13 protein-coding genes are annotated in these 13,394 nt (G+C 46.3%); 3 read left to right on the top strand and 10 right to left on the bottom strand.

Features of this window, described 5'->3' with window-relative positions; genetic code table 11:
• Positions 1-388: 388 nt before the first annotated feature.
• Positions 389-1,339 carry a thioredoxin-disulfide reductase gene (gene trxB, locus ACH0QE_RS12530; RefSeq protein WP_415800983.1) on the bottom strand — a complete coding sequence of 317 codons (951 nt, stop codon included), beginning with the start codon at positions 1,337-1,339 and terminating at the stop codon, positions 389-391.
• 189 nt (positions 1,340-1,528) lie between these two features.
• Positions 1,529-3,037: a tetratricopeptide repeat protein gene (locus ACH0QE_RS12525; RefSeq protein ID WP_415800982.1), complete on the bottom strand. Its 1,509-nt coding sequence runs from the start codon at positions 3,035-3,037 to the stop codon at positions 1,529-1,531.
• A 390-nt stretch (positions 3,038-3,427) separates the two neighbouring features.
• Here ACH0QE_RS12525 and ACH0QE_RS12520 point away from each other — a divergent pair, with 390 nt between their 5' ends.
• Positions 3,428-4,399, top strand: a complete 972-nt coding sequence (locus ACH0QE_RS12520) for a nuclease-related domain-containing protein (RefSeq protein WP_415800981.1) — start codon at positions 3,428-3,430, stop codon at positions 4,397-4,399.
• Positions 4,400-4,444: 45 nt separating this feature from the next.
• Here ACH0QE_RS12520 and hisIE read toward each other — a convergent pair whose 3' ends face one another.
• From hisIE to ACH0QE_RS12480, 8 genes are all read right to left on the bottom strand, one after another.
• Positions 4,445-5,128, bottom strand: coding sequence for a bifunctional phosphoribosyl-AMP cyclohydrolase/phosphoribosyl-ATP diphosphatase HisIE (gene hisIE / locus ACH0QE_RS12515; RefSeq protein ID WP_415800979.1), 684 nt, complete (start codon positions 5,126-5,128; stop codon positions 4,445-4,447).
• Positions 5,125-5,883 carry an imidazole glycerol phosphate synthase subunit HisF gene (gene hisF, locus ACH0QE_RS12510; RefSeq protein WP_415800978.1) on the bottom strand — a complete coding sequence of 253 codons (759 nt, stop codon included), beginning with the start codon at positions 5,881-5,883 and terminating at the stop codon, positions 5,125-5,127. The genes hisIE and hisF overlap by 4 nt, the downstream gene beginning before the upstream one ends.
• Positions 5,883-6,614 carry a 1-(5-phosphoribosyl)-5-[(5-phosphoribosylamino)methylideneamino]imidazole-4-carboxamide isomerase gene (hisA, locus tag ACH0QE_RS12505; RefSeq protein WP_415800977.1) on the bottom strand — a complete coding sequence of 244 codons (732 nt, stop codon included), beginning with the start codon at positions 6,612-6,614 and terminating at the stop codon, positions 5,883-5,885. Before hisA ends, hisF begins: the two co-directional genes overlap by 1 nt.
• A complete protein-coding gene (gene hisH, locus ACH0QE_RS12500; protein ID WP_415800976.1) occupies positions 6,611-7,252 on the bottom strand; it encodes an imidazole glycerol phosphate synthase subunit HisH in 642 nt (213 codons plus the stop codon). The genes hisA and hisH overlap by 4 nt, the downstream gene beginning before the upstream one ends.
• Before the next feature lie 119 nt (positions 7,253-7,371).
• Positions 7,372-7,959, bottom strand: coding sequence for an imidazoleglycerol-phosphate dehydratase HisB (gene hisB / locus ACH0QE_RS12495; RefSeq protein WP_415800975.1), 588 nt, complete (start codon positions 7,957-7,959; stop codon positions 7,372-7,374).
• 24 nt (positions 7,960-7,983) lie between these two features.
• On the bottom strand, positions 7,984-9,252 hold the full coding sequence (hisD, locus tag ACH0QE_RS12490; RefSeq protein WP_415800974.1) for a histidinol dehydrogenase: 1,269 nt from the start codon (positions 9,250-9,252) through the stop codon (positions 7,984-7,986).
• 29 nt (positions 9,253-9,281) lie between these two features.
• Positions 9,282-9,905 carry an ATP phosphoribosyltransferase gene (gene hisG, locus ACH0QE_RS12485; RefSeq protein ID WP_415800973.1) on the bottom strand — a complete coding sequence of 208 codons (624 nt, stop codon included), beginning with the start codon at positions 9,903-9,905 and terminating at the stop codon, positions 9,282-9,284.
• Positions 9,902-11,077, bottom strand: coding sequence for an ATP phosphoribosyltransferase regulatory subunit (locus ACH0QE_RS12480; RefSeq protein ID WP_415800972.1), 1,176 nt, complete (start codon positions 11,075-11,077; stop codon positions 9,902-9,904). Before ACH0QE_RS12480 ends, hisG begins: the two co-directional genes overlap by 4 nt.
• 403 nt (positions 11,078-11,480) lie before the next feature.
• On the opposite strand from ACH0QE_RS12480, the gene ACH0QE_RS12475 reads away from it, so the two are divergent.
• Positions 11,481-12,032: an HAD family hydrolase gene (locus ACH0QE_RS12475; protein ID WP_415800971.1), complete on the top strand. Its 552-nt coding sequence runs from the start codon at positions 11,481-11,483 to the stop codon at positions 12,030-12,032.
• Between the two features lie 90 nt (positions 12,033-12,122).
• Positions 12,123-12,965, top strand: coding sequence for an MBL fold metallo-hydrolase (locus tag ACH0QE_RS12470; RefSeq protein WP_415800970.1), 843 nt, complete (start codon positions 12,123-12,125; stop codon positions 12,963-12,965).
• The last annotated feature ends 429 nt before the right edge of the window (positions 12,966-13,394 follow it).

Below are 13,394 nucleotides of genomic sequence, written 5' to 3'. Positions count from 1 at the left end.
GCAGTCCTGCAAATTAGCTCAACTTTTATTCTTTCCATTATACTATTTTTAGTTTTTCGCCACAATGAATACAAAGATGATATTTTTGTTAAGAAGTAAGCGGAAAATGCAGATTCAAAATCTAACTTACGAGTGGTGTTATAATCCTTTACTAAGGCCTGTTTCATTTTTATGTAAAAAAAAGAGCACAGGATAACCTGTGCCGTCAAAGGATTATATTTTTAAAAGGGGGTCAATTTCTACTCCTATAATACCCCATGATTGTTTCACTACTGTTACAGGAGAATTAATAAATAATTACGGTTTGTTAATTTATCCCGAAACATGCTGTTTTTGCCATTGTATTGGAAAAGCCGCTGAATCAAATCCAGCGGGTTTGGCATTAATATTATGCGTTTGCTTTTAATTCTTCCATCAATTCTTCGACATAATGCTGAGTGTTTTGCGCTGCGATACTGCCGTCGCCTGTTGCTGTAACAATTTGGCGAAGTGTTTTTTCACGGATGTCGCCAGCCGCGAAAATACCTGGGACTTTCGTTTCCATTTGTTCGTTTGTTTCGATATAGCCATTGCTGTTCGTAATGCCAAGGCCTTCGAATGGCTTTGTCAATGGAACCATTCCGATGTAGATGAACACACCATCTGCCGCGAATTCTTTTTCCGCGCCATCTTGTGTCGAAACTAGCGTGACGCTGCCAACTTTGCCATCTTTGTCGTTGATTTGCTTGACAGTGTGATTCCAGATGAAATCAATTTTGTCATTCGCAAATGCACGGTCCTGAAGGATTTTTTGCGCACGAAGCTCATCACGACGGTGAACGATTGTTACTTTTGAAGCGAAGCGAGTCAGGTAAACACCCTCTTCGACCGCTGAATCTCCGCCACCGACAACAACAAGTTCTTTGCCTTTGAAGAATGCGCCGTCACAAACCGCACAGTAAGAAACACCGCGGCCGCCAAGCTCCTGCTCGCCAGGAACACCCAGCTTCTTGTATTCTGCACCAGCAGAGATGATGATGGAACGCGCTTTGTATTCCTTGTTGCCAGCCTTGATTGTTTTATATTCTTTGCCGTCGATGACTTCTTTTACATCACCGTAAGCATATTCTGCACCAAATTTTTTCGCGTGGTCGAACATTTTAGTTGAAAGCTCAGGTCCAAGAATATGGTCAAAGCCTGGATAGTTTTCAACTTCTTCTGTATTGGCCATCTGTCCGCCCGGCACGCCGCGTTCAAGCATCAGTGTCGACAAGTTCGCACGTGAAGTATAAACAGCAGCCGTCATTCCAGCCGGCCCGGCACCGATGATAATAACGTCATAAATTTTCTCTTCTGACATGGTGTACAACTCCTTTTATCAAAATCCCCTATTATTTTCATCCAAGATAGTATTTCCTTCCTAAACATATCCTATAAAACAGCAAGCGCATAGTCCAAAAATATGCTTAATAAAGATCCCTGTTCACTTAATTGTCAAAATAAAAAGAGGGTAAACCTCGTCTGCTGATCACAGACTTAGTTTACCCTTTTAGATGCTGTCTTCTTCCTGAAGAAACTCGTTTGCCAAATTTATATATTTGGACAGCGTGGATACAGACAATCCGTATTTTTTTGCGACTGCCGCTTTTGATGTTTTGATATTTCTTAGCTTATCCCAGAGATAATCAACCGCTGCGGCCCATGCTTTTTTATTTTTGAAGTCATAGCCAGCCTCAGCTGCCTGTTCAAATACCGAGAACCACATGATGTAGACCCCAGCTTCATTTTTGCCGATTGGCTGGTGGTGGTCATAAAGGAGCTTTGCTGTTTCATGCGCGCCCTTTACTTCCTCTTCCTTGCTGCTTAGTTTGCCGGAAGCTACATATGAAAGGTATGATTTTTCCATTTCCGTCATCTTATCCGTTGATGTCTCTGCTGCGAGAATTTCCTTCTTTTTCGCGGATACAGATGTGAGGAATAACGCAAAAAGGCGTTCCTCTGGATAATCACTGTTCAGCTGGTTCAGAATGGCTGAAACCTGCGCTTCGAACTTGATGCCCGGTTTGTCTGCCCACGGCTCCATTCCCTCTTTTTCAGGACTGAACTCGAGTACCTTTTTCCAAGCATTACGTGCTGTATTTTCTCTGCCGGTAAAATAAGAAGCATGAGACAGCCAGTAATAGAAAGCACCGTCACCTTCAAAACCTGTTTTTTGCAGCTTTTTCAGCCAGCGGTAAGCCAGTTCGTATTCGCCGACAAGCGCAAACGTGGCACCAAGCTTGAACTGGTGCTCCACGTGGATCGGATGGATTTTTTCAAGAGAGGCCTTAAGATCCTGGCCTTCTTTCTCCTGTCCCTGATAATGCGCGAACACGAGGGCATTGCACAATGCATGCAGGTTGCCGGGATTCTGTTCGAGAACATCATTCAGGATGTCACGGGCCTTGGTAGTTTCGCCAAGGTAAAAATATGCGAGGGCCAGATTGTTGTAGGCTGACCAGTATTCAGGATACTCCTCGATGACCTCCTGGAAGATCTCGATCGCCTTTGGAAACTCGCCAGATTCCAGGTGATTGCGGGCTTCCTCCTGCTTGACGATCAAGTCATCCTCTTCATAATAATCCTCATCCATCTCTTCCGCTTCCATCGTGAGAAGTTCAAGCAGATCGTTTGCATCCTCGGCAAACTCACCGTCTTCATTCAATTCTAAATAAAGATTAGCATGCCTGAACGCATCCCGGAACAAGCCTAAATGAGCGTAGTTATTCGCTAAAAAATAATGGCATTCCGCCATGTTTTCATCCAGTTCTTCGAGGACCAAGTGCAAAAGACGGTTAGACTGCTGATATTCACCCAGCTCCGACTGCACGATCGCCAGCTGGCAAACGATCATCGGTTCGCCTGGCTCAAGGTGCATCGCACGCTGGAAATACTTTTCAGCCTTTTTTAGGTCCCGCCTGTGGAAAGCCTTGACCCCTTTGGTGAAGTAATATTCACCAGTAGGAACAAATGACAGCAATTGACCTTTTTGCTTCATCGCTTTAGAGTCTTTTCCCATGTGATCCTCCATTTATATTTTAGTAAAACTATATCCTTTGAACCTTAGAATTGTATAAGAATACACATACAGTGTTATATCGAAGCAACTTTAACTAATGTAGTATAACATACGGACAGAGTGTTCGAGAAGGTGTGGATTTGAAAATGTGATTTGTGGATGTATCCAGTTGGTTAAAAAGTGTGGTTTTTTAGCTGTTGGCGAATTATTGGGAAAAGTGGTCGAATTATCTTAAAATGTGGTCGAATAAATTAAAAATCCGCCAAAATAATTCAAAAAGTGGTCGAATTAATTTAATTTTCGCCAATAAATTTATATCCCACTTAACAAGAAGGAATTTTCAGTGATGAAATCGAATACAACAGTAAAAATATTTAGGAGTGATAGAACTTGATAGGCAAAACAAGAGAATATCCTAAAGAAATCATGATTTTAGAAGCCATAGTAAGGCGTTTTCCTCATGATGACTTCAAAAAAGCGGATTTCGAGAAGAAACTTTACCGAAAACGGGCAGGCTACAAAGGAGAAAAGACGCTGGATTACTATTTAGAGCAAGTTGACCACTCTGAAATGTTTATTTTGTACGATTTAAGAATCCCGATCAACAATACCCACTTCCAAATTGATACCCTCATTATTACTCCTTATTTTCTCCTCATTATCGATTCCAAAAATTACGCAGGAACACTCATTTTCCTTCCAGAATTCAATCAATTAATAAGAGTCCAAAACGATATAGAGGAAGTTTTTCCCGATCCGATCCTTCAAACAAAAATCCAGGCATCCCAGTTAAAAGCATTTCTTAAAAAGCATCATGTTACACCTCTACCAATTGAAAATCTTGTCGCGATTAGTAATACGCAGGCCATCATTAAAAATCCAACCAATGACAAGGAAGTCAGTTATAGAGTTTTCAGGTCAGCGAATGTCGCCTTTAAAATCCCTCCTTTTTACAAAAAGCATACCCAGTCCCATCTCTCAAAAAATGACATGAAGAGACTCGCCAGACATTTAATTAAGGCACATGAACCGTTGATTCCAGATCCAAAATCAATGAACCTCCCATTTGATAGAATGAATACGGGTGTGCAGTGCCCTGCCTGCGAGGCATTCGGTATGGACTACCGTCAGGGGAAATGGACTTGCAAAGGCTGCGGACATAAATCTGCAGATGCCCATATTCAGGCATTGAAAGATTATTTTCTTATTTATGGCCCTTCTATTACTAGCAAGCAATTCCGCGAATTCACGAAAGTCGGATCTCCTTCAACTGCGAAACGGCTGTTAGCTTCTATGAATTTGACGTTTGACGGCACAACCAAAGGACGAACCTACTTTCCGGGAAAAAGCTTCTTTGATTAAATGCTATTCACGGCAGCCTAAATACAAGAAAAACCCAGCGCAATACTATTCTTCTGCGCTGGGTTTCTTCCTTTTATTCAATACTGACAATACTTCTTTTAATGGCAGCTTTTGTTCCTGCAGCAAGACCATCAGGTGGTAGAGCAGGTCTGCGGCTTCCCACTTCAATTCTTCGGGATCGCGGTTTTTGGCGGCGATGATGACTTCCGATGCTTCTTCACCGACTTTTTTCAAAATCTTGTCGACGCCTTTTTCAAATAGGTAGGTGGTGTAGGCGCCTTCCGGCATTTCCTGTTCGCGCTCACGGATTGTTTTTTCCAGCTCGAGCATGACGGTAAAATCACTCAATGAGGCGAGCTGATCAGTGGAACGCGCCATCTGATTTTCTGAAGAACAGCTATCAGCCAAATTCTCCAGAAGATTTTCCGAAAAACAACTGACGGCGCCGGTATGGCATGCTGGTCCGGCTGGTTTGACGAGCACCACAAGTGCGTCTCCGTCACAGTCGTATTTCATCTCGACGATTTTCTGGGTGTTCCCGCTCGTTGCGCCTTTGTGCCAGAGTTCCTGGCGGGAACGGCTGTAAAACCAAGTTTCTCGCGTTTCAAGTGACTTATCCAGGGATTCTTTATTCATGTAAGCAACAGTCAGGACCTCAAGTGTTGCGGCATCCTGGACGACTGCAGTAATCAAGCCATTGTCATCGAACTTCAACTCTTCTATTTTCATCGTACTGTCACTCCTTTTTCACGGAGGTGGGATTTTACTTCTTTTACAGAGGTTTCACGATAGTGGAAAATCGATGCAGCCAGTGCAGCATCCGCTTTTCCTTCGTTAAATGCTTCGGTAAAATGGTCAGCGTTTCCGGCGCCGCCTGAGGCAATGACCGGGACAGTGACCGCTTCACTCACGGCACGTGTCAATGCCAGATCAAAACCTTTCTTTTCGCCGTCACTGTCCATGCTTGTCAACAGGATTTCCCCTGCTCCAAGACGGACAGCCTCTTTTGCCCATTCAATGACTTCCCACTGTGTTGGCGTTCGCCCGCCATGGGTGTAAACGCGCCATGACCCTAGTTCCGGGTCGTATTTTGCATCGATGGCGACGACAATGCACTGGGCACCAAAGAAATCGGAGCCTTGAGCGATCAATTTCGGATTGTTGACAGCTGCGGTGTTCAAGGACACTTTATCAGCACCTGATCGAAGCATTCTCTTCATATCCTCTAGCGTGTTGATGCCCCCACCGACTGTGAACGGGATTGCCAGCTCTGACGCTACTTCCCTGACAACCTCGACCATTGTCTTCCTTCCTTCAACGGAAGCGGATATATCAAGGAAAACGAGCTCATCGGCTCCTTGCTCATCGTAAAAACGGGCAAGCTCAACGGGGTCGCCGGCATCGCGGAGCTGAACAAATTGCACTCCTTTTACGACGCGTCCTTCTTTTACATCCAGACAGGGAATGATCCGTTTGCTTAGCATCAGACATCCCCCGCTTCCAGTGCAGATTTTACAGAGAAGCGGCCTTCGTAAATGGCTTTGCCGACGATCGCTCCGCTGACACCATCACCACTCAACTTCCTAAGAGCGGCCAAGTCATCAAGCGAGCTGACACCGCCAGAAGCGATGACGCTTTTGCCCGTTTCCAAAGCGAGCTGACGGGTTGCCTCGACGTTCGGTCCTGCAAGCGTGCCGTCTGTTGCAATATCGGTAAAAATGAAAGTCTCCGCACCGGCGTCGGCGAACCTTTTGCCAAGCTCCACAGCACTTACCTCTGAAGTATTCAGCCAGCCATGTGTCGCAACGAAGCCGTTTTTCGCGTCAAGGCCTATGGCAATTTCCGCACCGTATTTCCTGACCATTTCCTCAGCGAACTCCGGGTTGGAAACGGCAATGCTGCCAATGATGACACGGTTGACGCCGTTATCAAGATAGTGATTGATATCTTCTTCGCTGCGGATGCCGCCGCCAATCTGAATGTTCACACCAAGCTCCTGTGCAGCCTGAATGACAAATTTGTCGTTGACCCGCCTGCCATCTCTTGCTCCGTCGAGGTCGACCATGTGAATCCATTCAGCACCTTCGTCAGCAAATGTTTTCGCCATTTCAAAAGGAGAATCTCCATAAACCGTTTCCTTGTCATAATCACCTTGCAGCAGCCTTACGCATTTTCCGCCGCGCATGTCGATTGCCGGATAGATAGTGAATTTCATTGGTCTGTCTTCCTTTCTGTTGCAAGGTTGGCAAAATTGCGGAGCAGTGCCATCCCGATATCACTGCTTTTTTCGGGATGGAATTGCATTCCGTAAATATTGTTCCTGCCAACGATGGCTGGCACCTCAACATCATAATAATCGCCGACTGCCACCAGCACGTTCGGCTCATTCGTTTTTACATAATAAGAGTGGACGAAATACACGTAATCTTCTTCAAGTGATGTGAGTAAAGGAGACTCTCCGGTAAAACGAAGTTTGTTCCAGCCCATATGCGGAACTTTATAGTTTTCCCCTTCTGCCGTCTGTCCGGTAAAACGCTCCACTTTTCCAGGCAGCAGGTTCAAGCCCTTCGTCAGGCCATTTTCCGTGCTTTCTTCAAACAACAGCTGCATGCCCAGGCAGATTCCGAGCACAGGCTTGCCAGTAGCGGCAAAAGCATGGATCATTTCCGTCAAGCCTGTGCGGTCCAATACTTCCATCGCATCACGGAATGAACCGACGCCAGGGACGAGCAGTGCATCTGCTTCCATCAAATTGCCTTTATATTGTGAGATAAAGTATGGCGCTTCAAGCCGTTCGAGCGCTTTGCTGACGCTGAACAGATTGCCCATGCCGTAATCGACGATGCCTATCATGAGTTAACTTCCTTCCTTTTACAGAGTTCGGGTACTTCTTTCGGTAGAACGTCTCTTGCAACACGTACTACGTTTTACCGCTCCCTTACAACATCCCTACCTTAGAACGTAGATACCCCTTATAACATCCCTTTCGTTGACGGAACGCCTTTTACGCGGGGGTCAATGGTCGTCGCTTCATCAAGCGCTCGGCCAAGAGCTTTAAATACCGCTTCGATCATATGGTGAGTATTTTTTCCGTAGTGGACGATGACATGCAGGTTCATTCTTGCTTCAAGTGCAAGCTTCCACAAGAATTCGTGGACCAGCTCGACATCGAAAGTGCCAACCTGCTGGGCAGGTAATTCTGCGCGCATTTCGAGGTGTGGGCGGTTGCTAAGATCGACGACGACCTGCGCCAGGGCCTCATCCATTGGGACAAAGGCGTTTCCGTAGCGTTTGATCCCCTTTTTATCACCAAGTGCTTCGCGAAGCGCCTGTCCGATACAGATTCCGATATCTTCAGTTGTATGGTGGCCATCCACCTCAACATCGCCCTTCGCATCTACTTTCAAATCAAACTGGCCATGCTTCGCGAATAAATCGAGCATATGAGAAAGAAAAGGTACTCCTGTTTCAAGTGTCGTTTTTCCTTCGCCATCGATGCTAAAATCCAAATCTATCCTTGTTTCATTCGTATATCGATTCACCGTTGCGGTTCGTTCCATCAGCTTTCCCTCCATCAACTTTCATTACGATTTTAGTCTTGCTTCCACAGCTCTGGCGTGGGCTTCCAAACCTTCAAGCCTTGCAAACTCGGCGATCTTTTCACCATTGTCGTTCATCGCTTTCTCACTGTAAAGGATGATGCTAGATTTCTTTTGGAAATCCTCGACACCGAGCGGGCTTGAAAAGCGCGCTGTCCCATTCGTTGGCAGGACATGGTTCGGTCCGGCAAAGTAATCACCTACAGGCTCTGAGCTGTATCTCCCCAGGAAAATCGCGCCGGCGTGCTTTATTTTACCGAGCAGTTCCATCGGATTCTCCGTGACGATTTCAAGATGCTCCGGTGCAAGCTGGTTGATTGCGGCAACGGCCTCATCCATATCAGCTGCCACATAAATCGCCCCGAAGTTTTCGATTGCTTCTGTGGCGATGTCTTTTCTCGGCAGTTGCGAAAGCTGCTTATACACTTCATTTTGTACGTCTTCAGCAAGAGTACGTGATGTGGTTACTAGAACCGCACACGCCCGCGGGTCATGCTCCGCCTGGGAAAGCAGGTCTGCCGCAATTTCATTGGCACGGGCTGTTTCGTCAGCGAGGATGCCAATCTCGCTTGGTCCAGCGATCATATCAATCGCGACATCGCCAAATACTTCACGCTTAGCGAGTGCGACATAAATGTTTCCCGGACCAGTGATTTTATCGACGGGTTCGATTGTTTCCGTTCCATATGCAAGGGCGGCAATCGCCTGAGCCCCGCCGATTTTATAGATTTCTTTTACCCCGGCAATATCAGCGGCAACGAGCACGCCTGCCGGAAGCTTTCCGTCCCGGCCAGGCGGAGAAACCATGACGATCCGATCGACACCGGCTGTTTTTGCCGGGATGACATTCATTAAAACCGAGGAAGGATAAGCAGCCGTTCCACCAGGCACATAGACACCGACTGAATCAAGCGGCGTCACTTTCTGGCCCAGCATTGTGCCGTTTTCCTCTGTCGTCATCCATGAAGGTCGCAGCTGTTTTTCATGGTATTTACGTATATTGGCAGCTGCCTCAGTGATGATGTCCACGAGCTGACTGCTGACCATTTTATAGGCTTCTGAAATTTCATTCTCAGTCACCAGAAATACATCAAGCGGCACGGAATCAAATTTTTCGGTAAAAGTCCTGAGCGCATGGTCACCGGAAGCCCTGACTTCCGCGATAATGTTCTGTACGGCTTTGCGCTGCTCTTCCGTTCCGCCATCAACACTCCGTTTGAGTGACAAACTTCCATCTATTTGAAAAATTTCCATAGAGAATCAAATCCTTTCAGATTCACAATCTATATCACTTCGTTCAGCCTTTTGACCAGCTCGCTGATCCGCTCATCCTTGATCCGGTAGCTGACTGGATTGACTATCAGCCTCGAAGTCACGTTTGTAATCGTTTCGTACTCCACGAGACCATTTTCCTTCAAGGTCCTTCCTGTTGAAACGATGTCGACAATCCTGTCGGCTAGCCCGATTAATGGAGCAAGCTCGATTGACCCATTCAATTTAATGATTTCTACCTGCTCGCCCTGTTCACGGAAATAGGCAGCAGCGATATTCGGGTACTTCGTTGCGATTTTTGGGGCGACATCATTCATTTTTGTGTCCGGAAGTCCCGCAACAGCAAGATAGCAGCCGCTGATTTTTAAATCAAGCAGCTCATACACGTCCCGTTCTTCCTCAAGCAGGACGTCCTTTCCGGCAATCCCGAGATCTGCGACACCATGTTCAACATATGTAGCCACATCCATCGGCTTCGCTAAAATGAAGCGGAAATTTTCTTTTTCAACATCGATAATCAACTTTCGGGAATCATCAAATTCAGGAGGCAAATCAAAGCCAGCGTTCCGCAGCAGTTCAACCGCCTCGGTAAAAATCCTGCCCTTTGGCATGGCAATGGTCAGTTGTTCATTCATTGCACTCCCTCCTTCCCAACTAGGTAAACGACATTAGCAAACGTATCGGAGCAAGCATCAAGATTACGGACGGCGCTGATGTCCTGGAGAATAACCCGTTCACCGTCTTCCCTGCGCTGTGCTGCAAGCTGGTACGCTTCCTTTCTCCGTTCAGGGCTGAAAAGAATGCAGGTGACAGGCTCAGGTTCACCCAGGTCGCCGAGGCTTTCAAGCAGGCGGTCGAGCCTGATCGCAAATCCTGTTGCTCCGGTCGATTTTCCGAATTTCTCGAGCAGCTTGTCATAGCGGCCGCCATTGCCGATTGGGAACCCAACCATTCCAGCATAAACCTCAAATAAAATGCCTGTATAATAGCTCATGTGGCTGACAATCGTTAGGTCAAATTTGATCCGGCTGCTTTCTCCGAAGTCTTCAATAATCTCCCAGAGCAGCTTCAATTCATTGAGTGCGGCTCTGCCTTTTCCGTTCTCGACCAGTTCGGATGCCTTATCGATCACTTCCGGGCCCCCGCGCAGTTCAAGGAACGCCAGTAGCCTTTGTGAATCGATTGAAGACAGCGGAAGTGCTTTGACATGCTCACGATACCCGACATAATTTTTCTCATATAAAAATTTCGTCAGCTCCCTGGCTCGTTCCTCTGTGCCAAGTATCTGGACGAACAATTCGTTGACGAAGCCGACATGCCCAACAGAAAGCTGAAACTGTTCCAGCCCAGCTTTTTTCAGCGAGGAAATCGCCAGTGAGATCATTTCGCCATCAGCGCTGACGGAATCGTCGCCAATACACTCGACACCAATCTGCTCAAATTCCGCCGGCCTGCCGCCTTCGCGCTGCTGGGCACGGTAGACATTTGCAGAGTAGGCCAGTCTTAATGGAAGCTGGTCTTTGAATAATTTTGAAGCCGCAACCCTGGCAATCGGTGCGGTCATATCTGGGCGCAATACAAGCGTATGCCCCTGCTGGTCCAGCAGCTTGAACAGCTGCTGATCAAGGATCGCTGAGGCAGTACCGACAGTTTCGTAATATTCGAGCGCCGGAGTTTCAATGAATTGGAAACCCCATCGCTTCATTTCTTTTTCAATTGAGCTGCGGACTTTTTCCTTCGCTTCATATAATTCCGGAAGTGTATCCCGCATGCCAAGCGGCTTTTCAAACATGAATAATCTGCTCATTGTTTTCACCCTCTTCGTTGCTGGTGTTTTTATCTATCTACCCAAATAAACTGAGTCTTAATTATCTAAATCCTTTAGTTCGCTAATATGGTAACAAGATGAAGTTATATGTAGTTTATCGTTCATTCTATTATCCGTCAACCATAAGCTCTTCATGTTTTGATTTTTAAAAAAGAGCTGGTAGAATGGTGGCAATTAGAAAAGCGTAAGCGCCTTGCCCAGCCCTGACAAGCGCTGGAGGGCCGACCAATGAAGTCGCTTATTGACTTCAGCGGGCGGACCGAAGCGTCACGAGGAGTTCTGAGCCGCAGCAAGACAAGCGACTCAAGGGGCTAGGCGCTGAAGCTGGACAATTTTTCGATATGAACTCAATACATTTTTTTATATTAAGGAGGCTTGGGCAGTGAAAATACTATGGGATCTTGACGGGACAATCCTTGATACATGGCCGACATTGGTAGAGGCATTCATGATTATGGCGAAAAAAGACCGGCCGTACGAAGAGGTCCTGCCGCATTTGAAGTATGGTACAGCATATGAATTTTATGGTGTCGATAAAAATAAAGTAAAAGAATTCCGTGAGATTGAACGCACATTGCCAAATGACCGGAAACCGCTTTTCCCGTATGTAAAAGAGGTATTATCTGCCTCGGATGCAAATGTCCTCGTAACCCATCGCAATCGGCGCTCAACAGAAGAACTGCTTGAACACTGGGATCTTGGGCAATTTTTTGAGGAAGTGATTTGTCCTGCCGATGATGGCTATTCGTTAAAACCAGACATCCATGCATATAAGTACCTGCATGACAGATATGGATTGGACCTGGCTGTCGGCGACCAAAGCACTGACCTGATTCCCGCCAGGAAGATCGGTATTAAGACCTGCTCCTTCCGTGAAGCAAATCAGTATGCAGACAAGACGATTTATTGTTATTCAGAATTTCCATATGAGTAGAAGCGAAATGGCCTATCACCCCCATTTCGCTTTTTGTTTTTTAAAAAGGGGCAGAGGGTAAATATTCTGCAAAGAAAAGGAGGTATTTTGATGGAAAATAGTGCGGAGGATAGAATCATTCCGGTTACATCTGTTGACAGCGGTGAACTGGAAGCGGTAACAAATGATGTCCATTATTTGAATGTCCAAATCGTCAATGTGTGTTTTTACGGACTGCCTGGCGCCCAGAACCACTGGGTTTTGATTGACGCTGGTATGCCGAGATCAGCGGATGAAATTTTACAGGCTGCGGAAAATCTGTATGGCGAAAATAATCCTCCAAAAGCAATCATCCTGACCCACGGTCACTTTGACCATGTCGGGGCGCTTGTCGAGCTGGTTGAACGATGGGATGTGAATGTCTTTGCGCACGAATTGGAGCTGCCTTATTTATCCGGTGTGAAAAACTATCCTGAACCAGATCCAACAGTTGATGGAGGACTGCTCGCCAAAGCTTCCAAACTATATCCTAATGAAGCGATCAAACTGGGAAGTAGGGTAAAAGCATTGCCGCTCGATGGAACGGTACCTGAAATGGCCGGGTGGCGCTGGGTCCATACTCCAGGACACACCCCGGGCCACATTTCGCTTTTCCGAGAAGCTGACCGTACATTGATTGCCGGGGATGCGTTTGTCACGGTCAAACAGGAGTCATTATATAAAGTTGTTACTCAGAAAAAAGAAATCAGCGGGCCGCCTCGCTATTTGACACCTGATTGGACGGCAGCAAGGAAATCTGTTGAAGACTTGTTCGCGCTGCATCCAGCCCGAGCGATAACCGGTCACGGCCGGCCTATGGAAGGCGAGGAGCTGGAAAAGAGTCTTGATTTGCTGGTTCGTGAATTTGATAAAATTGCAGTTCCAGAGCATGGAAGATTCGTTGATGGAGAATAATAGTTGCCGGCAGCACTCGATATTGTGCTGCCGGCCGCCTCTTTACAGATGGAGTAACATTTTATGGACCAAGTCTGGAAATTTTCTCGCTAAATCCAATGAAAACAACCCGATAAGGATTGCTGATTTTCATTTATTGGCGAAAAACAAAATATATCGCCACTTTTTGAAATATATCAGCGGATTTTTTATTTTTTCGACCACATTTTGAATTATATCGACCACTTTTCGCATTATTTCGACCACATCCAAATTTTAACAAAAATAAAACGAAGCGGAGTCAATCCCGCTTCGCTTTATTTTGTTGGAGCTTGTCCGTAAATCTCATCTTGTTGGTACTTGTCCATAAATCTCATCATCTGCCCAGCGTTCGGCTAGTTCTTCCTTTGTGAAGATCACGCGCATCGGATTGCCGCCGACGAAGGCTCC

It is taken from the genome of Mesobacillus sp., assembly GCF_047739415.1.
GTDB lineage: Bacteria > Bacillota > Bacilli > Bacillales > Cytobacillaceae > Mesobacillus.
This window is presented reverse-complemented; position numbering and strand designations above follow the sequence as displayed.